Here is a 19217-nt window from a genome sequence, read left to right as displayed (position 1 = left end):
TTAATTTCTCTTCTTCAGGATGATAACCACATTGGGATAAAAAAATTCTTCGGCTGATATCTCTTTCGGCGAGCCCTCAGTGATCTTTTCATCAGGATAACCGAGATGTTCGCAGACATAAATGCGGGTATCTCCGGCAGATGCCTGCAACAGCGTTTGAGCTATCTTTGAGGGATTATTTATCCTGTCAGTCAGCACTGCAATCTTGTCATATACATCAAGAAGCTTCGGGATATCATCAGCCTCATACTCAAGCGTTCTCCTCTTGCCGGGGTCAGGCCCGCCGTGAAGGCTCATGAGAAACGCGTCGCCCCACGCCTCCTTTATTCTTGAGAAGGCGACCTGAACGCTTGAGAGGTCAGGGAATATCTCTACAGCCTCCTTATCGAATTCTTTCAGCACCGCCCTGCCAAAACCGAAGAACATCGGGTCGCCATCCGCGAGCACTGAGATCTTCTCTTTATCAAAATTGCCGCGGATATATGCGATGGTCTCATGAATATCGGCTGTAACTTTCAGTTTGCTCTTAACATCCGCAAACTCACGGTATCTCTTAAATACATCAACGAGCCGTTCCGTAGCGAGTACCACATCAGACCTCCGTATAATGTAAGAGGCTTTTTCCTCCAGCGGCCTGTAGCCGATGCCTATGACGTAGAATTTATTCATTTGTCACTTCCTTAATACTGATACTCATACGCCATCTGATCCATCGAGTCTGTACGCAGTAAATATTTTACATTATCTTCAGCTATCATCTTGAAGGCATGTACGATTATCTCTTTATAGAAATCACAGAAGACTGCTTTCTTATTGATATTGCCGCGCGAGTACATCTCGGCAGGGCATGGCGAACCGCAGATGTGCCGGAAATCGCAGACATCGCATTCTTCAATATTCTCAACCATTCTCGATCTTATCTCTTTAAACGGCTTCGATTCCATCGCTTTGGCGATTGACGTCCTGAAGATATTTCCGCCTGAGAATTCCTTCATGCCGATAAATTCCCCGCATGGAACCATTGCCCCATCCGCAGTGACAGTCAGGAATGTCCTGCCTCCGCCGCATGGAGAGATGTCGCACATCATGCGCCTTGCGGTCGGCGATATGATAGCCAGCAATACGTTTGCAAAGTTACCGATAACGATCTGCTGTTTGGTCTTCTTTGTAAGATCCATTGCGGTATCAACAGCCTTTATCAGGTTCTGCGCAAAGACCTTGTCATCAGGCTTGACCTTGTCAGAGCGTTTCTGTGTCACACGGACGGGATTAAGAAGCACCATCGGCACCTTTTTCTTATGGAGGAATTTAACGTGCTCAGAGAGTTTATCTACATTGAATGTATTAACGGTGCAGATAACATTAAGGCCTTCATATCCCTTAAACCAGTCAATCGCCTGCACAGCCTTTTTGAAATTCCCCTCGCCCTTTCTTGATACGCGGGAGCGGTTATTCACCTCGGCGGTTGAAGCGTCAAGCGAAATGCCGATACCCACGCGATACTTCTTTATGAAATCCACGTCCTCTTTTTCGAGCAGAAGCGCATTGGTCTGTATGCCGAAGAGCATCTTCTTGTGATACTTCTTTATCGCGCCGAAGAGAATATCTTTTACGAGAAGCGGCTCGGCAGCGTGAAATACGATCAACGGTTTTTTCTTCGCGCCCTTAAAATGATCTTCGACCTTACTGAGGACTGTATCGAGTTGTTCAGCAGTCATCTGCGTTCCCTGCTGTCTTATCTTTGAAGGTATGTAACAGTACGGGCAGTTGGCGTTGCACCTGTCTGTAGGGTCAATGTATACGCAGTTTAAAGGCTCATTGAACCTGAAGTTATGCATCTCAGTCTCAAGGTGTTTCATCTCTTTTTTATAAAGGCCTATCAAATCCTGGGGAAGCGTGAAGCTGCCGTTATTTTTCGGCAATACGCTCCAGAATATATTGTCAGGGTCAAGCGCCAGCTTCCAGTCAGCGTCAATATCAGAGAATGAGAGTCCGCGGTTAGTTGGTTTCATTGTTTTTAAATCTCCTTTTGGGTTGTTTTTTTATTATTGAAAAATCTCCCCTAACCCCTCTTTTTCAAAGAGGGGAACTACAAAAAGACTCCCACTTTAATAAAGGGGGACTGAGGGGGATTTTAAAATTAGCAATTAATAAGTCAGGCATCCTGCAGGGGCGTATCGCGATACGCCCCTGCAGAATAAAATCCTATAACGGCATCTTCTTTTTAGGCACGTCTCCGTACATGACGAAATGTGTCAGGCCGTTAGCGGTCGTGGCGCACTTCATATGATAAGAGATGGCCTGAACTTTTTTTGCCTTCTTCGCCTTCTTCAAACAATTCACCCCCTTTTATTATCTGATCTTATATCAGTAACAGCCTTGATCCTTTCAAGCGCCACTTCAGCCAGCTTGTCGTGAAAGCCGAGCGGCTCTGTATAAATAAACTTCACATCAGGATGTATCTCTTCCGCTTCCCTGATTATTTTTGGAATGCTCTTTATCACATGAATACCGCTGCTTAAAAAGAAGGGGTGAACAATTATTCTTTTTGCGCCGTCTTTAACAGCCCGGTCTATCGCATCTTTTATGGAGGGCTTGTTGAACTGAAGATACGCAGCCCTAACGCAATCCTTATTACATTCAGGATGTATCATCTTGTGAAGATGCTCAGCAATATCTTCTATATTGCCTGCATCATTTGACGGGCTTCCGTGTGCCGCAATTATGATTATCTCCATAACGCTCCTTTAACTTAATTTTGAAAGTTCTTTTAAGAGCACTTCGTTGTTGCCCCGTGATTTAACCGCGACTCTGATGTAAGAGCTGTTAAGCCCTTTGAAGTTTGAACAATCCCTCGCAAGGATACCTTTTCCAATTAAACCTGAAGTGATGCCTTGCGCATCTTCTGTCTTTAACAAATAGTAATTCACACTTGACGGCAGGTATTCAATATTCAATTCCTGAAAACCCTTTTCGAGAAAATCTTTTTCTCTCTTTATCAATTCATATGTTTCAGCCGCATACTCATCATCTTGCACAGCGGTTATTGCGGCCTGTTGCGCAAGGGTGTTGACCGTCCACGGTTCTTTGAATTCTTTGATCCTATCAATTAAATCACCGTGAAAAACCCCGTACCCGATCCTCAACCCTGTCAGTGCGTAAAACTTTGTCATTGACCGAAGCACGATCAAATATGGATTCTCCTGAACATCCCGGATCACTGATCCTCCAGGCACAAAATCGATGAACGCCTCGTCAACGATAAGATAGCATTTCATCTTCCTTGCCGCTTCAGCAATTCTCAACATATCGTCTTTCTCCAGGAGATGCCCTGTCGGATTGTTCGGGTTGCAGAGAAACGCCATGTCACAGCCTTGCATGGCTTTGATAAACCCATTGGGAATTACCTCAAAACCATTCTCTTCATTTAACTCATAACTCACAATTCTTAACTCCGAGCTCAATCTGCAAGCCCTCTCATATTCGGAAAATGTCGGAGCAGGTATCAGAACCTTCTTTGGCTTTAGCGCGCGCGGTATAAGATAAATAAGCTCAGTGCTCCCATTGCCGCAGATGATAGTCTCAGGGCCAATGCCATTATATTCGGCAATCTTATGCCTCAGCATCTTTGTGTCAGGATCGGGATAATTGACCAGGTTATCCAGCTCTCTGTTTATCACGCCCTTAACCTTCTCTGAAATGCCGAGAGGATTGATGGATGCGCTGAAGTCAATAAGCCTCTCTTCAGGGATGCCGAGCTCATCCGCAATCCTGTAGATATTCCCGCCATGCTCAAGCGAGTTCGGGGTAACCGTTTTCATATAGCAGTCCTCAGATACAGCAGTATCAACGCAATGCCAAAGCCGAGCAGAGATGTGATCTTAACAATTAATAATGCATTCTCTGAAGCATTAAGATAAGACACATCATCTTTAACCTCTGGCTTTTCCTCTATGCCTATGTAGGGCTTCTCAACAAGCATGCCTGAATAAAATGAAGGGCCTCCGAGCCTGATGCCGAGCGCGCCTGCCATTGCGGCCTCCGGTATCCCGCTGTTCGGGCTTAAATGTTTCCTGCCGTCGCGGAGCATCGTTCTTAATGACAAACGACTTGTTGCGGCTGACATCTTCAGAATAAATGCTGCAGCTACGATCAGCATGCCGGTGATCCTCGCGGGGATAAAATTGGCGATGTCATCAAGTCTCGCAGATGCCCATCCGAAGTTCTTATACTTCTCATTTCTGTAGCCGACCATTGAATCAAGTGTGTTGACCGCTTTGTATGTCATAGCCAGTGGCAGGCCTCCGATAGCAAAGTAAAAGATCGGAGCGATTATTCCGTCAGATGCATTTTCAGAAAGCGTCTCAATAACTGCTTTCAATATGCCTTTGTCATCCAGCTCTTTTGTGTCCCTGCCGACGATCAGGCCGAGCTTCTTCCTCGCGCCTTCTTTGTCGCCTGCGCTTACAGCGGCAATTACAGCCTTGCCGGATTTAATAAGGTCATTGGTAGCGAGAGTTGTTGATGTCAGATATACAAGAAATATAAAGGTGAAATAAGAAATCGGCTTCGACAGGCTCGGGCTCAGCAGAAATGAATTTAAGAAATAGAAGAAACCGTAAGTCAGGCAGACAATTATTATCACGAGAAGAATTCCTGTAAATCTTTCAATTCTCTCTGAGACATGTTCCTTGTATCTTAACACCCCTTCCATTTTTTCAATCCCCCATCCGATGATCCTCACAGGATGCGGGAACCATTGCGGATCGCCCATTATCAAGTCCAATACATATGCCGCTGCCAGCACCATCGCCTCTGTCATGCTTTATCTTTCGCCATACAGTCTTCCATCCCAACCTGTCTGAGCATAAAAGAGACATCAACGCTCTTCTTCAAGATACCGGCCCATCTGTCTATGGCTTGCTCTTTCTTTATGTGATAACTAAAACCCGTCTCCTGAACCGGCAGCCCTTTTTTCTTCCTGATCGAGTTCAGCAAAGCCGTGCGGAAGTCGTCATTATCAAAGATGCCGTGCATATAAGTTCCCCATACATTGTCTTTAACAGAGCCGTCGGAAACAAGCTCAGAGTTGTCAGATCTTTTTAATTCAAACAACCCGATGTCACCTGTTGTGTTGCCCATATGGATCTCATAGCCTTTTAATTTTTCACTAACCCCTGATCCCCAATCCCTGAACCCTGCTGTATACTGACCCTCTACCTGACATGTCGTCTTTGTCCTGTCAAATGTTGTAACAGTATCAAGAAGCCCCATACCGGCAATTTCATTTGACCCGCTTTCAACACCATAAGGATCAAGTATCTTCCTGCCTAACATCTGATAGCCGCCGCAGATACCGACAAGCAGGCTTCCTTTATTAACAGCTGACTTTACAGAATCTTCAATGCCGTGCTCCCTCAAAAGAAGGAGATCGCTCACAGTATTTTTTGATCCGGGGATGATGATAATATCCGCGCTCCTGATATCAGCTTCATCCAAAGAGTACTGAAGCTCGACATCCTCTTCATACATGAACGGGTCAAAGTCCGTGAAGTTGGATATGTAGCGCAATCCCAGCACAATGATCTTTAAAGGTTTGAGATGATTTTTCATATAACGCGGAATGATCCTTTCAATCGGTATCGCGTCTTCTTCATGAAGCCCGAGGTCGCCCTGATAATCGAGCACGCCGATAACAGGCTTGCCTGTCTTATCCTCTATCATATCCAGCCCCGGCCGGAGGATCTCAATATCGCCCCGGAATTTATTCACGATAAACGCCTTGATAAAATCCGCATCGGATAACTCCCCTCTATCAAGAGGGGTAAGGGGTGTGTTTTGCCCTTTAGCAAAGGTCATGTCCTTCAGCAACTCCACAGTACCGTAAAAAGCCGCGAATACCCCGCCTTTATCAATATCTCCGACAAGGACTACGGGCGCATTAGCATAACGGGCGATGCTCATATTCACTATCTCTGCTTCCCGAAGGTTGATCTCAGCAGGACTGCCTGCGCCTTCGATAACGATAAGGTCATACCCTGCAGCAAGCCTGTCGTAAGCCGCTGTAACAGACGCCCATGCCTTTTCCTTAATGCCATAGTATTCGTCTGCCCTCATGTTTGCATGTACCTTGCCGTTCAAGATGACCTGGCACCCTGAGTTTGAAGACGCCTTAAGCAGCACAGGGTTAATATCGTTGCACGGCTCTATGCCCGCTGCTTCAGCCTGAAAAGCCTGCGCCCTTCCTATCTCACCACCCTCTTTAGTGATGAAGGAATTCAGCGCCATGTTCTGCGCCTTGAATGGCGCAACCTTGATGCCCATGTCCCTGAATATCCTGCATAGGCCTGCAACGATGACGCTCTTGCCCGCGCCGGAACCTGTTCCCTGTATCATTAATGCCTTAGCCATAGTTTTTTTTGTCATGGGAATGAAAATGTCATTCCGGCTTGCCTGTGCCCTATGTTTGGGTATCCGGAATCCAGATTCCCGATGCGCTTCGCTTACGGGAATGACAGATTATTAAATCCTCCATTAATTAATGTTACAACCGGATAATCCCACATCTCGACAATATTCAGACATCCGTAATCCTGTTCGACCCTGAATATATTCTCAAGCGGAATGCCGAGCAGATGGCAGAGTATAACCCTGTTTATCCCGCCATGAGCAACGATCGCTATATGCTCTCCCTGATGTTTTCCAATGATCTCGCTAAAAACCTTCAATGCCCTGTCTCTTAATTCGATGGTGCTTTCTCCATTCATCGGGCTGAACTCAAGAGGGTTGTCTGCCCACGCATTAAAGGCATCGGGCCACTTCTCCCTTATCTCATCAAAAGACATCCCTTCCCATAAACCGAAATTCCGCTCTCTCAGTTCAGGCATGATAACAGGTTTCAATCCATACGGTTCTGCGATGATCTCCGCGCTCTTTACTGCGCGTGAAAGGTCAGAACAGTAAACAACATCAACCCTCTTTTGCCCACTCTTAGATAAGAGGGGGATGGGGGAGTTATTTAAATATTCCGCCAGCCTTCTGATCTGTTCGATTCCATTCTCAGACAGCGGAACATCAATATGCCCCTTGTATCTTTTTGTCTCCGCGCCCTCTGTCTCACCGTGCCTTATGAGGTAAAGTTTCGTAAGCATATCACCGCCATCATTAAGAATAATATCTCTGAAAGTTCAGATACCGCGCCGAATGTATCGCCTGTCATTCCGCCGAACCTTCTGCCGCAAAACCAGGCCGTTATCAATGAGAATATATACAGCGCAGGCAAAGAAAAGACAACATGAGCAAGTTCCGGCGTATTAAAGATCACAAAGACAGAAAGAAATGAAAAGAGCAGCGCCAGAACGGTAGCTGTCAATAATTCCTTTACGCCTACATTCTCAATAAAGGCCTTGCCAAGCCCGTCTTCTCTTGCTGATTTACTGTGAAATATCGCAGGCACCATCGCCCAGCGTGAGTATATCGGCAATAAGAACAGTATCAAATAATAAGCCGCAGGGGCGGCGTCTGAATACGATTCATTGAGCAGGAGATACTTGAGCATCAGACTAAAAACTATCGCAATGACCCCGGCCGGGCCGATAGTGCTGTCCTTCATTATTGCAAGCTTCTTCTGCCTGTCGCCTCTTGATGCTATCGCGTCAAATGTATCGGCAAGGCCGTCAAGATGAAGCGCGCCGTTAGTTATGACAAGAAGGAGCAGGAGAAGCAGGTTGGCCAGCCCGACAGGAAAGACCCTTAACAATGTTACCACAGCAAAGACAAGAAGCGTTCCCTGCACAAGGCCGGCCAGCGGGAAGAAGGCGGCAGAGCCGCCGGCCTCCCTGTCCGTAACTATCCCGGTATCTTTAACAGGTATGATCGTCAGGAACTGAAACGCAAGAAGCAGCTTCTTCATGTATTATTCTTTTCCCGAGACAGAGGCTTCGGCAAATGTCGCCATCTCTTTATATATTTTAAGCCCGCCTTCTATCATCATCATCGCAAGCGCCGCGCCTGTTCCCTCGCCGAGCCTGAGATCCAGGTCAAGGATCGGCCTTAAGCCTATCTTTTCCAGCATCGCTTTGTGCCCGACTTCCTGAGACATATGCGCTGAGAACATGTAGTCTCTTGTCTTGGGCTCAATGGAATAAGCGATGAGCGCGCCGGCAGTTGAAATGAAACCATCAATGACTACAGGAACTTTATTTGCCGCTGCACCGATGATCAGTCCAGCAATACCTCCGATCTCAGCGCCGCCGACCTTTGCGAGAACGCTGACAGGGTCAGCAGGGTCAGGCATATTAAATGAGATGGAATCCTTGATGACCTGAATCTTATGCTTTAAGGTATCATCATTTATACCTGTGCCCCTTCCGGTAATCTCCTCAACCGATCTTCTGGTGAGCACTGCTGCGATCGCGCTTGAAGGCGTTGTATTGGCGATGCCCATGTCGCCCGTGCCGAATATCTTATACCCCTTCTTTGCATACTCATTTGCCAGTTCGATCCCGACGTTAATACACTTCAGGGCTTCGTCCCGTGTCATTGCCGGCCCCTTCCGCATGTTCTTTGTTCCTGACACTACTTTTCGTGATATGAAAGACCCCCTCTCAATTCCCCCCTTGATAAGGGGAGACACAGAGGGGTTGCCGAAATCATAATCAACTCCCATGTCCACAACTACGATATCTGCGCCTGCGTGCCTTGCAAGAACATTAATGCCTGCGCCGCCTGCGATAAAGTTCAGCACCATCTGGGGCGTCACCGCCTTTGGAAATGCCGAGACCCCTTCATCAGCAACACCATGGTCTCCCGCAAATGTGAAGACCGCCTTCTTATCAAGTGAAGGCATCGGGTTTTCCGTAATGGCGACAAGCTGCTTTGCAAACTCCTCAAGCCTTCCGAGGCTGCCCTGCGGCTTGGTGAGGCTGTCAAGACGCTCTTGCGCCTGCTCTGCGAACTTGCTGTTAACGCTTGTTATGCCTGAACATATATTTTTTAAATCCATTTATTCTCCTTTTATTGTTATTGATATGGAAATGACTCTGTTTGAATTAAGTAACTCCCCCTTCGCCCCCTCTTAAATTAAGAGGGGGTTGGGGGGCGTTACTTAAAATATTTCTTTCATCCTTTTATCTTTATCGGTATTCCTGCAGTTACCAGATAGACCTCATCTGCGATCTCCGCAGCCTTCTGATTTAAAAATCCCGCCGTATCCCTGAACCTTCTCGCAAGTTCGTTCTCAGGCACGATGCCCATGCCGACCTCGTTTGAGACGATAAAGAGTTTTGAGTTATTAGTTTTCTGCCTGGAGTCTTCCAACACAGCGATCAAGTCATCTATCTTCCTGCTGCAATCCATATCGGCGCAGATCAGATTAGAGAGCCAGAGCGTCAAACAATCAAGTATAACAACGCTGTACTTAGTATCTGCATCGGAAATGATCTCAGGAATTTTGAACGGCTCTTCAAAAGTGTCCCAGTCAGCGCCGCGCTCTTCCTTGTGCTTTCTGATGCGTTCCTTCATCTCATTGTCAAGCGCCTGAGCGGTTGCGATATACGCCTTCCGCCCTTTGATCTTCTCTGCCTCTCTTAAAGCAAAAGAGCTCTTCCCGCTCCTTGCTCCTCCTGTTATAAAGACTATCTTATTCTTCATATCTTCCTAATCGTTCAGCCTGTAAGTGACAGGTATCTCGATGCGGCTTTTAATGTAAGGATACGGCGCTGCCTTCTTAATTACCTTCATGGTCGCTTCATCAAGCATCTTATATCCTGAACTCTTCAGAACTTCGATCTCTCTCGGCTCTCCGCTTGCTCCTATCCTGAAGCTGACATATACAGTTCCTTCGATGCTCCTTCTTCTTGCTATGGCAGGATAGGTTTTTGCCCTTTCAATCGCGGAGCTGATAAGGATAAGCGCATCAGCCTCAGAGAGTCCGGCTCTATAATCGTCCGCTGTTTTGGAGCTTATAATAATTTCTTCTCCGCCTTGCGCAGCATTTGTATATTCAATCTTCTCGCTGGGGAATGTTATGTCAGAGCTATTAGCTGCGCCTGATGCATCTCCGGCATTAATAGAGAGGGACTCCGTAAAGCTAACTTCTCTATTGTCAGATACGGCATCTTTCGATATTGTTTCTTCAGCATACTCTTTTTTTTCTACGATCAAAGCTGGCTCTTTCTGCATCTTCTTTACCGCTATTTTCTTTAATGAGACATCTTTTGTAATTACCGACGCCGGTTTCCCGACATCAGGCTTAAGGTCTATGAAGAAGACCTTTTCATTCAGCATCTTCCCGCTCTCCCCCTGAAGTCTCACTGAGAGCAGGAGAAGAGCGGAAAAAGCAAGATGCAGCAGCAATGAATAAACAAATGTCCTTTGCAATCCCGCCATCTTCTATCCTTTAATATTCATCATTTATAAGCCCGGAGCAAGCAATGGCTAAAAAACATCTTGAATGCGATAGATTTTTTATAATCAGGAATCGCACAATATGTTTTTTCTCCATACTTGCTCCGGGCTTGCATAGCGACTACATCTCGAATTTGACCCCTGCATAGGCGGAAAGCCCCGGCGTGTTATATCCGCCCGCTGTCTGATAATCTGCGTCAAAGAGGTTATCCACTCTTGCAAAGAAGCTGATATCCTTTCTTAACCTGTAGCCGCCGCTCAGGTTGACAAGCGAGTAAGAACCAAGATGCCCCACTGAAGCGGAGTCAAAAACCTTTCCGACAAATGTGTATTCCGCAAAGAGCGTTAAAGGCCCGCCTGAATATTCCGCGCTTATGCCGGCCTTGTCTTTCGGCCTCCTTCTGAGGCGCTCTCCGGTCTCCTTGTCCTCGGTATCAAGGTATGTGTATGAAGATTTTACTGTTACATCCCCAGTCACCTTCGCGGAAGCGCCTGCCTCAAATCCCTGCACCTCTGCCTTTGATATGTTTTGCGGAGAATAGAGCCAGGATCCCGGAGGGGTTTCCACCCAGTCAATAAGGTCATCGTAGTTCTGGTCAAAATAGGTGACAGATACAGAAGCCCTGTCCTTGACGATCTCCTTCTCAAGCCCTATCTCCCATGAACTGCTCTTTTCAGGCTTAAGGTTCAGGTTCCCGCTGCTGCCCCACGGGTCGTTGTAAAAGAGCTCATTAAGCGTCGGCGCCCTGAAACCCGTGCCGTAGCTCGCCTTGACGGTAAGCGAAGCCGGCCTGATATTGTAAACAGCGCCGACCCTTCCGGTTGTCTCTTCGCCGAATGTCTCATGGTCGTCGATCCTCAAACCTGCATTGATCACAAGGTCATCATTAAAGAGTTTCGCTTTATTGTTGAGATACAGCGCCTTGTTATTCACCGCCTCGTCAAATATACCCTTGTTCTCGCCTGCCTCCTCACGGTATTCAGCGCCGAACGTAAATGTGTATGCCTCAGAAATATAAAAATTATTCTGCCAGTCAATAGTGCTCATGCCGGTTATTATATCGGCGTTATTCCATGAGGTATCAGGATCCCTGTACCTCAAAGAGTCTTCCACTGTTGAGAGGGATAAGACCTGTTCCCATATATCAAAGAGATATAGCTTTCCTTTGCCTGCAATCATGTGGTGATTTCCGCGCTGGACATAATTCAGATCGTCGCTGCCAAAGGCATCAAGGTCAGAGCGGTCATAATAATATTTGCCTGAGACCTCTATCTCTGCGTTGTCTGCCAGGTTGAGGCCGAACTTTCCGGATACAGAGGCATTTTTATACCCGTCCTTCTCTATGCCTTTTCTGGCAGCGGATATCCCCTCGGTTTTAAAATATGTTCCTGTCAGCCTGTAGCTGAGAAGGTCCTTATATCCTCCTGAGAGCGTTGCTGAGGGTTTAGTCGTTCCATATGCGCCTGTCTCAAAGGAAGCTGCTATTTTAGGCGCGCCTTTCCCCTTCTTTGTGATGATGTTGATAACCCCTGCCATCGCCTCTGACCCGTATATAGTGCTCTGCGGGCCCTTCACTATCTCTATCCTCTCTATGTCATCCACATTGAGGCCCGAAAAATCAAATGTGCCTGTGGTTGTGCTCTTCACCTTCACCCCGTCTATCATGACAAGGGTATGTTCCGTGTTGCCGCCCCGGAGAACGACTGCCGCCTGTTTGCCAGCGCCTCCGTTCTGGACGACATTTAATTCAGAAACGCCTTTTAAGACATCTGAGACAAACTGCGTATTCATCTTCTTTATCTCTTCGCTTTTGATCACGATAACATCGCTTGTTGTCTCTTCGATAGCCTCTTCTATCTTGGTCGCAGTAACAACAACCTCTCCGGCCAGTACCGCTTCATCAGCAGCCATTACCGGCGCGGCTGTAAAAAGCATTATGAGTATCAATATAATTATTCGCTTCATTATTTATTCTCCTGTGGTTTATTGTTTTAGTTATTATCTCATCTTAACCGTTCATCATGATCTCCATCATGAAGTATTCATTCTCATTGCAGCCTCCTCTTCCCGCGAAGGGTTTAGTATTTTCAAGGTAACCAGGATCTCCTGACTCAGGTCGCGGCGACTCGTTTCCGAGGCCTCCTACTCGCCCGCCTTCCCATTCCGATATATCGGGACAGTGGCATTTCGGGCTTTCGCTCCCTTTACAGTTGCGGGGCAGTCTCTGCTTCTCACAGAATTCCCCTGCATCACCTTGCGCAGATTAATATTTAATGTAAACCTCGCCTGAATCCTCCCTCTTTATCTCCACCTCAACATCAAACGCCTCTTTAAGCAGATCCTTTGTCAGAACCTCATCAGGTTTTCCTGTGCCGAGAATACGGCCGTTCTTTATCAGTACTATCTTGTCAAACTGCAATGCGATATTTATGTCATGAAGCGCCATGACCATTGATATATTTCTCTCTCTTCTTAACTCCTTCAGAAGCCTCAGGAGTTCGATCTGGTACTTGATATCCAGATTGGCAAGAGGCTCGTCAAGCAGCACCAGCCCGGCGCCCTGAAGCAGAGTCATCGCAAGATATACCCTTCTTCTTTCCCCGCCGCTCAGGTTTGTTATAAGCGTTCCGCTGTTACTGGAAAGCCCTACCATCTCAATGGCCTCATCAACCGTAAGCTCAGGCAATGTCTCATACGGATAGAGCCCCATGCTCACAAGCTCCTTCACTGTAAACGGGATGCTGATATCAAGAAGCTGCGGAAGATAGCTCAGGAGTTTTGCTCTGTCCTTATTCTTGTAAGATTGGACCGGCTTGCCCCACAGGTTTATATCTCCGCTTGAAGTATGTAATAATCCACTCGCCAGCTTAAGAATCGTTGATTTGCCCGAACCGTTGGCTCCAAGAAGGCCTATGAATTCGCCATTCTCTATGGAAAATGATATCTCCTGTATAAAGGGCTTATTCTTGTCGTAAGAAAAACCAGCGTTAATAAAATTCAGGATATGCCTGTCAGATACTGAGGACATCTTTCCTCCTGAGCAGAAAAAGAAAATAGGGCGCGCCTAAAATAGCCGTGATTATCCCGGCAGGAAGCTCCATCGGCGAGACAATGGACTTTCCTATGAGATCGGCTATGCATAAAAGCACTCCGCCTCCGATAGCTGAGACCGGTATGAGAACCTTGTTGTCCGAGCCGACCAGAAACCTTCCGATATGCGGGATGAGCAGACCGATAAAACCTATCATTCCGCCAAGCGCAACAGAAGCCGCTGTCATCAATCCGACTGAAACAAAAAGGATGAATCTCTCTTTACGCGGCGAGAATCCGAGGCTGTGTGCGAGATCATCGCCGAGCACAAGCGCGTTGAGCGCCTTCGCTCGGGCCATCGCAACAACAAGGCCTGCTGCTATAAAAACAGATCCATAAGGAATGATCGACCAGTCCGCTATCGAGAGGTCGCCGAATATCCAGAGCGTGGCGCGCCTCAGACCCTCATCGCTTGATATGCTCATTAAGAGCATGAGCATTGCTGAAAAGAGAAAGCCGAGCCCAACTCCTGCAAGCAGAAGCCTGTCCGGCCAGAAACCGCCGCGCTTCCATCCCATTGCGCCGACAAATACACCTGTGATCAAGGCTCCGATAAACGCAAGCAAAGGTATCGTCACAATTCCAAAAAGAGAAAGCCCGGTTATTATGCCGAATGCAGCGGCAAGCGCTGCGCCGCTTGAAATGCCTAATATGTATGGGTCCGCGAGTGGATTTCTGAGTATCCCCTGAAGCACCGCGCCTGAAGCGCCGAGAGCCATGCCCATCAGGATAGAGACCAGCACCCTCGGCAGCCTGATGGAAAAGATTATATCTTTTCCCATCTCACCAAGATTAAATGGGCTTATCGGCTTCGGCCCGATAAAGAGGGCGATCACAAAGACCATCGCCGCAAAAATTGTTATGAGTGTTAATTTTGTCTTCATCTCAAATAATACCGTTCAAATAATACCGTCATTCCCGACCTGATCGGGAATCCAGGTCTTTAGTCTTTAGTTTCTTTATTAAGTAACCCCTCAAGCTCTTCCAGCCCCTCTATCACCCTCGGGCCGAGCCTGTATAAACCATCGCCGACATAAAAGACCTTATTGTTTTTTACCGCAGGAATATAAGAGATCCTCTTCAGAAGCCCTCCGGCAGTCTCCTCCATATTCATGCCGGATCCTTTGCCGACAAAGATAATATCAGGCGACCTGCGCACAACCTCTTCAATAGAATATTTGGGATACTGGATAACTGCATCATCAGCTATATTGGCTGCGCCGAGCAGGTTAATGGCATCATCGATCGCTGTTCCGGGGCCTGCCACTATTAACGGCTCAGGCCAGATCATAAAAAGCACCTTCTTACTGATGCCCTGCCTGCGCGCCTTATAGCTACCCAGAGCTTTTTCTATATCAGAAGCAAGCGTATTGAAGCTGTTTTCTTCATTAAGCGCTCTTCCAATATCCCTTATGCCGTCAGGAAGCTGGCTCATTGTGCGCGCTGTAAAGACATAGGTCTTGATATTCATGGAGCGGAGCCTCTCTTCAAACTCCTTAGGATTGCCGTCCGTGGTCATTATTACAATGTCCGGTTTTAAAGTAATAACCGCTTCAAGCGAGGGGTTGGACATACCGCCTATCTTCGGCTTGAGCTTCGCCTCTTCAGGATGATCGCAGAAGGTTGTTACACCAACAATATTATCCCCAAGCCCTGCGGCAAAGAGTATCTCAGTCGTGCTTGGTGAAAGGGAGATGATGCGCTTCGGCGCTTCAGCGTAAGAAGAAGTTATGAGTGAAGGATGCAGAGTGAAGAGTAAAAATAGAACTGCTGTCGCCTTCCAAAAATAATTACTGTACCGTTTATCTCTTGCTTTCATAAAAAATCCCCTGCCTTCGAAAAAGAAAGCAGGGGGATAAAAGCCGAAATAACCTTTATCCTCACCACCTCTTGCCACGAAGGTTTATTCTGTGAGGTATGTTCAGGCCGGTCTTCTGGCTCTCCTGCCCTCAGCCTTCCTTCCCATCCCGGAACTTCGGGAAAGTGGCATCTTCAGCAAAGGTTTTATCCCGAATGAATCGGGATCAGGATTACAGCGGCGGGTCCGCTCCCGAATCTTACGGGATTCCCCATTAAGCCCCTAAAGGGCGCCTGAACAACGTAGGTGATTATAACCCAAGACTGTTATCTTTAGTCAAGGCAGCGTCATAATTTTAGAAGTCGGACTTCCATAATTATATGCTATAATCATACGATTATGAAAAGACCGGTTTTTGCAGATAATGAATTGTACCATATCTATAACCGTGGTGTGGAGAAGAGAGACATTTTTATGGATGAAAGGGACTATTACCGTTTTGTCCATAACCTTTATGAGTTCAATGATCAAAATCCTGCTGTGAATATAAGTTATTATTTTGATAAGGGCTCAGGAACCGTTAGGTCAACTCCTTTGAAAGTGAGAAAAGAGCCTCGAAAAAATCTGGTAGATATCCTTGTATTTACTCTTATGCCAAATCATTTTCATCTGCTATTAAGACAAAAGAAGGAGAACGGTATTTCAAGATTTATGCAGAAACTGGGAACAGGTTACACAAATTACTTCAACGTAAAACATAAGAGGGTAGGCGGCCTTTTTCAAGGGAAATTCAAAGCCGTACATGTGAATGAAGAAGCACATTTCATCCATCTCCCGCATTATATCCATACAAATCCCCTGGAACTGAAATATGGAAGTCGGACTTCCATAGATTTAATCTTAAACTACAGGTGGAGCAGTTTTCAGGATTATATAGGCAGGAAGAACTTTCCTTCAGTTACCAGCAGGGGTTTTCTGCTGAATATCTTTGGCGGAGAGGAAGGGTATCTTAAGCATACTTTAAAACGTCTTGATGGTTTAGACAATGAAGATCTCCCAAGAGTGGTGAAAGATGTGGCTTTAGACTAAACTATGGAAGTCGGACTTCCATAATATGGACTTGCTTTAATCACATGAAAATATATGGCTTGTTTATTATCTTCAATTGAATATATTGTGTATGCAGCTTATTTTATTTTAAAGATGGGAACCGGTTTAACAATCAATGCTTGATACATTAAAAAAGGTCTTTGGATTTGAGGAGTTTCGCCCAAACCAGGAGGATATTATCAAAAAGATCCTGGAGAAGACGGATGTCTTTGCGGTAATGCCTACAGGCGGAGGAAAGTCGCTCTGCTATCAGCTGCCTGCCAAATTAATGAAGGGCACAACGGTTGTCATAAGCCCTCTGATATCCCTGATGAAGGACCAGGTGGATGCTGCTTTGGAGAACGGCATATCCGCGGCTTTTATAAACAGTTCAATGAAACCGCAGGAGATGTCCGGCATATTCCATGATCTCAAGAAAGGAGATATTGAACTGCTGTACGTTTCTCCTGAACGATTTGCAATGCAGGGCTTTATTGATCAGCTTAAAACTCTCCCCATCTCTCTCTTTGCCATTGATGAAGCGCATTGTGTCTCTGAATGGGGGCACGACTTCCGGCCTGATTATCTGAGCCTCTCAAATATTACAAAAATATTCCCCGATATCCCGGTCAGCGCCTTTACAGCCACAGCCACTTCAAGGGTGCAGGATGATATTATCAGCAAGCTCGGCCTCAGGTCTCCATTTACAGTGCGCGCGTCATTTAACCGGCCTAATCTTTTTTACAAGGTCAAGAGCAAAAGAGAACTGGAATCACAGCTCCTTGAATTCATCAGGGAACATCCCGGCGAGCCGGGCATAATTTACCGTACGACCCGGGATTCTGTTTCAGAGCTTGCCGATCTTCTATCAGCCAACGGCATCAAGGCGCTGCCGTATCATGCGGGTTTGTCCTCTGAAGAGCGGAAGAAGAACCAGGAGGCGTTCAACAGGGATGAGGCAGCGGTCATTGTGGCGACTATCGCTTTTGGTATGGGGATAGACAAATCAAATGTCCGCTTTGTTATTCATGCTGATCTGCCCAAAAATATGGAAGGCTACTACCAGGAGACAGGCAGAGCAGGACGAGACGGCGAACCGGCAGACTGCATCCTCTTCTTTGGAAGGGGAGACATACCGAAGATCAGGTACTTTATAGACCAGATATCTGATGATCAGGAACGGTCTGTAGCCATGGAGAAGCTGAACATGACGGTGCGGTATGCCTCACATAATTTATGCAGGCGCAGGCAGCTTCTTGAATATTTCGGCGAGCATTACCCTGATGAGAATTGTAATACCTGCGACATCTGCACAGGCATGGTTGAAAAGATAGATGTTACGATTGACGCGCAGATAATCATGTCAGCGATGTCCCGGACAGATCAGCGTTTTGGGGCCCAGCATATCATTGATATTGTCACAGGCGCTGATACAAAACGCATACGCGAGCTGGGGCACGACAAGATCAAAACCTATGGAAGAGGCAAAGATAGAGATAAGAAGCACTGGCGGTTTCTGATCGATGAACTCCTTGCGCAGGATGCCGTATGTCAGGACGGCGGGCAATATCCGGGATTAAAACTGACAGCAAAGGGCGATAACATTCTCTACGGCAGAGAAGAGATCACAGCATTAAAGAGGGAAGAGGCCGGCAAGAAGCATGCTGCCGGAAGAGACGGCAAGTTTGCGCCATATGATGAGGCGCTCTTTGATAAGCTTCGCAAACTGCGGAAAGAGACAGCTGATGAACATCATGTCCCGCCATATATAATATTTTCAGACAAGACCCTTCATGAAATGTGCAGATACTATCCCGCGGCCTTGTCTGATATGAGAAATATCAATGGCGTTGGAGATGCCAAGCTTGAACGGTACGGAGCTGCTTTTATAAAGGCTATCAAGGCATATCTTGATGAAAATCCAGGCATCACCATACCTTTATTGAACACTTCTGCGGCAAAGCCAGTTATGAAGAAGTGAAATTTGTAAGGGCATTTCTCCAGCGGAATGCCTAAGCAACGACTGGGCATCACCTGTTATTTGCGGCAGGATCACTAAGATATTGCCCATCCCGGATAAAACCGTATATAATCCATTTACAAACCAATGAAGACAATTGATTCTTTCAACCTGCAGCCGGGGTACATAATCGCCGGAAAATACAAGGTCGTCTCAAAGCTCGGTGAGGGATGGGAGGGCGAGGTATATAAGATCGCTGAGCTCCGCACAGGCATAGAGAGGACGGCGAAGCTTTTCTACCCGAAGCGGGATATCGGCAGCAAAACCTCCATGCGTTACGCGAAGAAGCTTCACAAGCTGCGCCACTGCCCCATGCTTATCAAATACCACGCAGGAGAGACATTCACATTTGAAAAGGCCGCGATCACCGCTTTGATATCTGAATACGTCAAAGGAGAGGTGCTCTCAAGATTCTTAAAAAATCTCCCCGGCAAAAGGCTGCATCCTTTTGAGGCGGTACATCTGCTGCATATTCTGGCAAAAGGCATCGAGGAGGTGCATCAGTACAATGAATACCACGGCGACCTGCATCTGGACAATATAATCGTCAGCCGCTCAGGTCTCTCATTTGAGGTGAAGCTGCTCGACTTTTACCACTGGGAGGCGACAAAGAGCGAAAATCAGCAGAATGATATCATCGACCTGATCAGGGTCTTTTATGACTCGCTTGGAGGGGCAAGATACTATTCGAGGCATCCGGATTTCATAAAACATATCTGCTGCGGTCTGAAGCGTTCAATGATACTCAAGAAGTTCCGCACCGTATCCATCCTGCGCAAACACCTTGAGACTATGGAGTGGTGATTAGGGAA

At 46.7% G+C, this 19217-nt stretch carries 18 protein-coding genes and 2 riboswitches; of the genes, 3 read left to right on the top strand and 15 right to left on the bottom strand.

The features are described 5' to 3' along the window. The 15 genes from cbiE to HY807_04025 all read right to left on the bottom strand — a co-directional run bounded on the left by cbiE (nt 1) and on the right by HY807_04025 (nt 15317). Nucleotides 1-669 carry a precorrin-6y C5,15-methyltransferase (decarboxylating) subunit CbiE gene (gene cbiE, locus HY807_04095; protein MBI4825586.1) on the bottom strand — a complete coding sequence of 223 codons (669 nt, stop codon included), beginning with the start codon at nt 667-669 and terminating at the stop codon, nt 1-3. 11 nt (nt 670-680) lie between these two features. After that, a complete protein-coding gene (gene cbpB / locus HY807_04090; GenBank protein ID MBI4825585.1) occupies nt 681-2012 on the bottom strand; it encodes a peptide-modifying radical SAM enzyme CbpB in 1332 nt (443 codons plus the stop codon). 327 nt (nt 2013-2339) lie between these two features. Beyond that, nucleotides 2340-2738, bottom strand: a complete 399-nt coding sequence (locus HY807_04085) for a CbiX/SirB N-terminal domain-containing protein (GenBank protein MBI4825584.1) — start codon at nt 2736-2738, stop codon at nt 2340-2342. Between the two features lie 9 nt (nt 2739-2747). Further along, a complete protein-coding gene (locus HY807_04080; protein MBI4825583.1) occupies nt 2748-3821 on the bottom strand; it encodes a threonine-phosphate decarboxylase in 1074 nt (357 codons plus the stop codon). Continuing rightward, entirely contained in the window at nt 3818-4810 is a 993-nt protein-coding gene (gene cobD / locus HY807_04075) for a cobalamin biosynthesis protein CobD (GenBank protein MBI4825582.1), read from the bottom strand. Before cobD ends, HY807_04080 begins: the two co-directional genes overlap by 4 nt. Before the next feature lie 8 nt (nt 4811-4818). Beyond that, nucleotides 4819-6411: a cobyric acid synthase gene (locus HY807_04070; GenBank protein MBI4825581.1), complete on the bottom strand. Its 1593-nt coding sequence runs from the start codon at nt 6409-6411 to the stop codon at nt 4819-4821. Between the two features lie 92 nt (nt 6412-6503). Continuing rightward, on the bottom strand, nt 6504-7151 hold the full coding sequence (gene cobC / locus HY807_04065) for an alpha-ribazole phosphatase (protein MBI4825580.1): 648 nt from the start codon (nt 7149-7151) through the stop codon (nt 6504-6506). Continuing rightward, complete coding sequence (cobS, locus tag HY807_04060; GenBank protein MBI4825579.1) at nt 7127-7912, bottom strand: adenosylcobinamide-GDP ribazoletransferase; 786 nt, start codon at nt 7910-7912, stop codon at nt 7127-7129. Before cobS ends, cobC begins: the two co-directional genes overlap by 25 nt. Nucleotides 7913-7915: 3 nt before the next feature. After that, nucleotides 7916-9004, bottom strand: coding sequence for a nicotinate-nucleotide--dimethylbenzimidazole phosphoribosyltransferase (cobT, locus tag HY807_04055; GenBank protein MBI4825578.1), 1089 nt, complete (start codon nt 9002-9004; stop codon nt 7916-7918). Between the two features lie 116 nt (nt 9005-9120). After that, nucleotides 9121-9651, bottom strand: a complete 531-nt coding sequence (gene cobU / locus HY807_04050; protein ID MBI4825577.1) for a bifunctional adenosylcobinamide kinase/adenosylcobinamide-phosphate guanylyltransferase — start codon at nt 9649-9651, stop codon at nt 9121-9123. Between the two features lie 6 nt (nt 9652-9657). Then, the gene (locus HY807_04045; protein ID MBI4825576.1) at nt 9658-10389 is read right to left on the bottom strand and encodes an energy transducer TonB; all 732 of its coding nucleotides are present in this window, start codon (nt 10387-10389) and stop codon (nt 9658-9660) included. Between the two features lie 139 nt (nt 10390-10528). Then, nucleotides 10529-12373: a TonB-dependent receptor gene (locus tag HY807_04040; GenBank protein ID MBI4825575.1), complete on the bottom strand. Its 1845-nt coding sequence runs from the start codon at nt 12371-12373 to the stop codon at nt 10529-10531. A 113-nt stretch (nt 12374-12486) separates the two neighbouring features. Next, a riboswitch (cobalamin riboswitch) is annotated at nt 12487-12689 on the bottom strand. Continuing rightward, a complete protein-coding gene (locus HY807_04035; GenBank protein ID MBI4825574.1) occupies nt 12672-13436 on the bottom strand; it encodes an ABC transporter ATP-binding protein in 765 nt (254 codons plus the stop codon). (Overlaps the previous riboswitch by 18 nt.) Further along, nucleotides 13420-14382, bottom strand: coding sequence for an iron ABC transporter permease (locus tag HY807_04030; GenBank protein MBI4825573.1), 963 nt, complete (start codon nt 14380-14382; stop codon nt 13420-13422). The genes HY807_04035 and HY807_04030 overlap by 17 nt, the downstream gene beginning before the upstream one ends. Nucleotides 14383-14441: 59 nt before the next feature. Further along, nucleotides 14442-15317, bottom strand: a complete 876-nt coding sequence (locus tag HY807_04025; protein MBI4825572.1) for a cobalamin-binding protein — start codon at nt 15315-15317, stop codon at nt 14442-14444. A gap of 87 nt (nt 15318-15404) precedes the next feature. Continuing rightward, nucleotides 15405-15608: riboswitch (cobalamin riboswitch) on the bottom strand. 87 nt (nt 15609-15695) lie between these two features. Here HY807_04025 and HY807_04020 point away from each other — a divergent pair. From HY807_04020 to HY807_04010, 3 genes are all read left to right on the top strand, one after another. Beyond that, complete coding sequence (locus tag HY807_04020) at nt 15696-16385, top strand: transposase (protein MBI4825571.1); 690 nt, start codon at nt 15696-15698, stop codon at nt 16383-16385. 136 nt (nt 16386-16521) lie between these two features. Next, entirely contained in the window at nt 16522-18366 is a 1845-nt protein-coding gene (gene recQ / locus HY807_04015) for a DNA helicase RecQ (protein ID MBI4825570.1), read from the top strand. A gap of 126 nt (nt 18367-18492) precedes the next feature. Next, nucleotides 18493-19209 carry a protein kinase gene (locus tag HY807_04010; protein ID MBI4825569.1) on the top strand — a complete coding sequence of 239 codons (717 nt, stop codon included), beginning with the start codon at nt 18493-18495 and terminating at the stop codon, nt 19207-19209. Nucleotides 19210-19217 lie beyond the last annotated feature (8 nt).

The sequence above is a fragment of the Nitrospirota bacterium genome, from assembly GCA_016207885.1.
In the GTDB taxonomy this organism is placed as follows: Bacteria; Nitrospirota; Thermodesulfovibrionia; order UBA6902; family UBA6902; genus JACQZG01.
Note: the sequence above shows the minus strand (reverse complement) of the source record. Positions and strands in the feature narration are given on the sequence as shown.

Bases quoted from the DNA above. Each gene is read 5' to 3' on its own strand.
- cobS (MBI4825579.1), bottom strand. From the start codon at position 7,912: ATGAAGAAGCTGCTTCTTGCGTTTCAGTTCCTGACGATCATACCTGTT.
- HY807_04035 (MBI4825574.1), bottom strand. From the start codon at position 13,436: ATGTCCTCAGTATCTGACAGGCATATCCTGAATTTTATTAACGCTGGT.
- HY807_04010 (MBI4825569.1), top strand. From the start codon at position 18,493: ATGAAGACAATTGATTCTTTCAACCTGCAGCCGGGGTACATAATCGCC.
- HY807_04085 (MBI4825584.1), bottom strand. From the start codon at position 2,738: ATGGAGATAATCATAATTGCGGCACACGGAAGCCCGTCAAATGATGCA.
- cbiE (MBI4825586.1), bottom strand. From the start codon at position 669: ATGAATAAATTCTACGTCATAGGCATCGGCTACAGGCCGCTGGAGGAA.
- HY807_04070 (MBI4825581.1), bottom strand. From the start codon at position 6,411: ATGGCTAAGGCATTAATGATACAGGGAACAGGTTCCGGCGCGGGCAAG.
- cobC (MBI4825580.1), bottom strand. From the start codon at position 7,151: ATGCTTACGAAACTTTACCTCATAAGGCACGGTGAGACAGAGGGCGCG.
- HY807_04025 (MBI4825572.1), bottom strand. From the start codon at position 15,317: ATGAAAGCAAGAGATAAACGGTACAGTAATTATTTTTGGAAGGCGACA.
- HY807_04080 (MBI4825583.1), bottom strand. From the start codon at position 3,821: ATGAAAACGGTTACCCCGAACTCGCTTGAGCATGGCGGGAATATCTAC.
- HY807_04040 (MBI4825575.1), bottom strand. From the start codon at position 12,373: ATGAAGCGAATAATTATATTGATACTCATAATGCTTTTTACAGCCGCG.
- cobT (MBI4825578.1), bottom strand. From the start codon at position 9,004: ATGGATTTAAAAAATATATGTTCAGGCATAACAAGCGTTAACAGCAAG.
- recQ (MBI4825570.1), top strand. From the start codon at position 16,522: ATGCTTGATACATTAAAAAAGGTCTTTGGATTTGAGGAGTTTCGCCCA.
- HY807_04045 (MBI4825576.1), bottom strand. From the start codon at position 10,389: ATGGCGGGATTGCAAAGGACATTTGTTTATTCATTGCTGCTGCATCTT.
- cbpB (MBI4825585.1), bottom strand. From the start codon at position 2,012: ATGAAACCAACTAACCGCGGACTCTCATTCTCTGATATTGACGCTGAC.
- cobD (MBI4825582.1), bottom strand. From the start codon at position 4,810: ATGGTGCTGGCAGCGGCATATGTATTGGACTTGATAATGGGCGATCCG.
- HY807_04030 (MBI4825573.1), bottom strand. From the start codon at position 14,382: ATGAAGACAAAATTAACACTCATAACAATTTTTGCGGCGATGGTCTTT.
- HY807_04020 (MBI4825571.1), top strand. From the start codon at position 15,696: ATGAAAAGACCGGTTTTTGCAGATAATGAATTGTACCATATCTATAAC.
- cobU (MBI4825577.1), bottom strand. From the start codon at position 9,651: ATGAAGAATAAGATAGTCTTTATAACAGGAGGAGCAAGGAGCGGGAAG.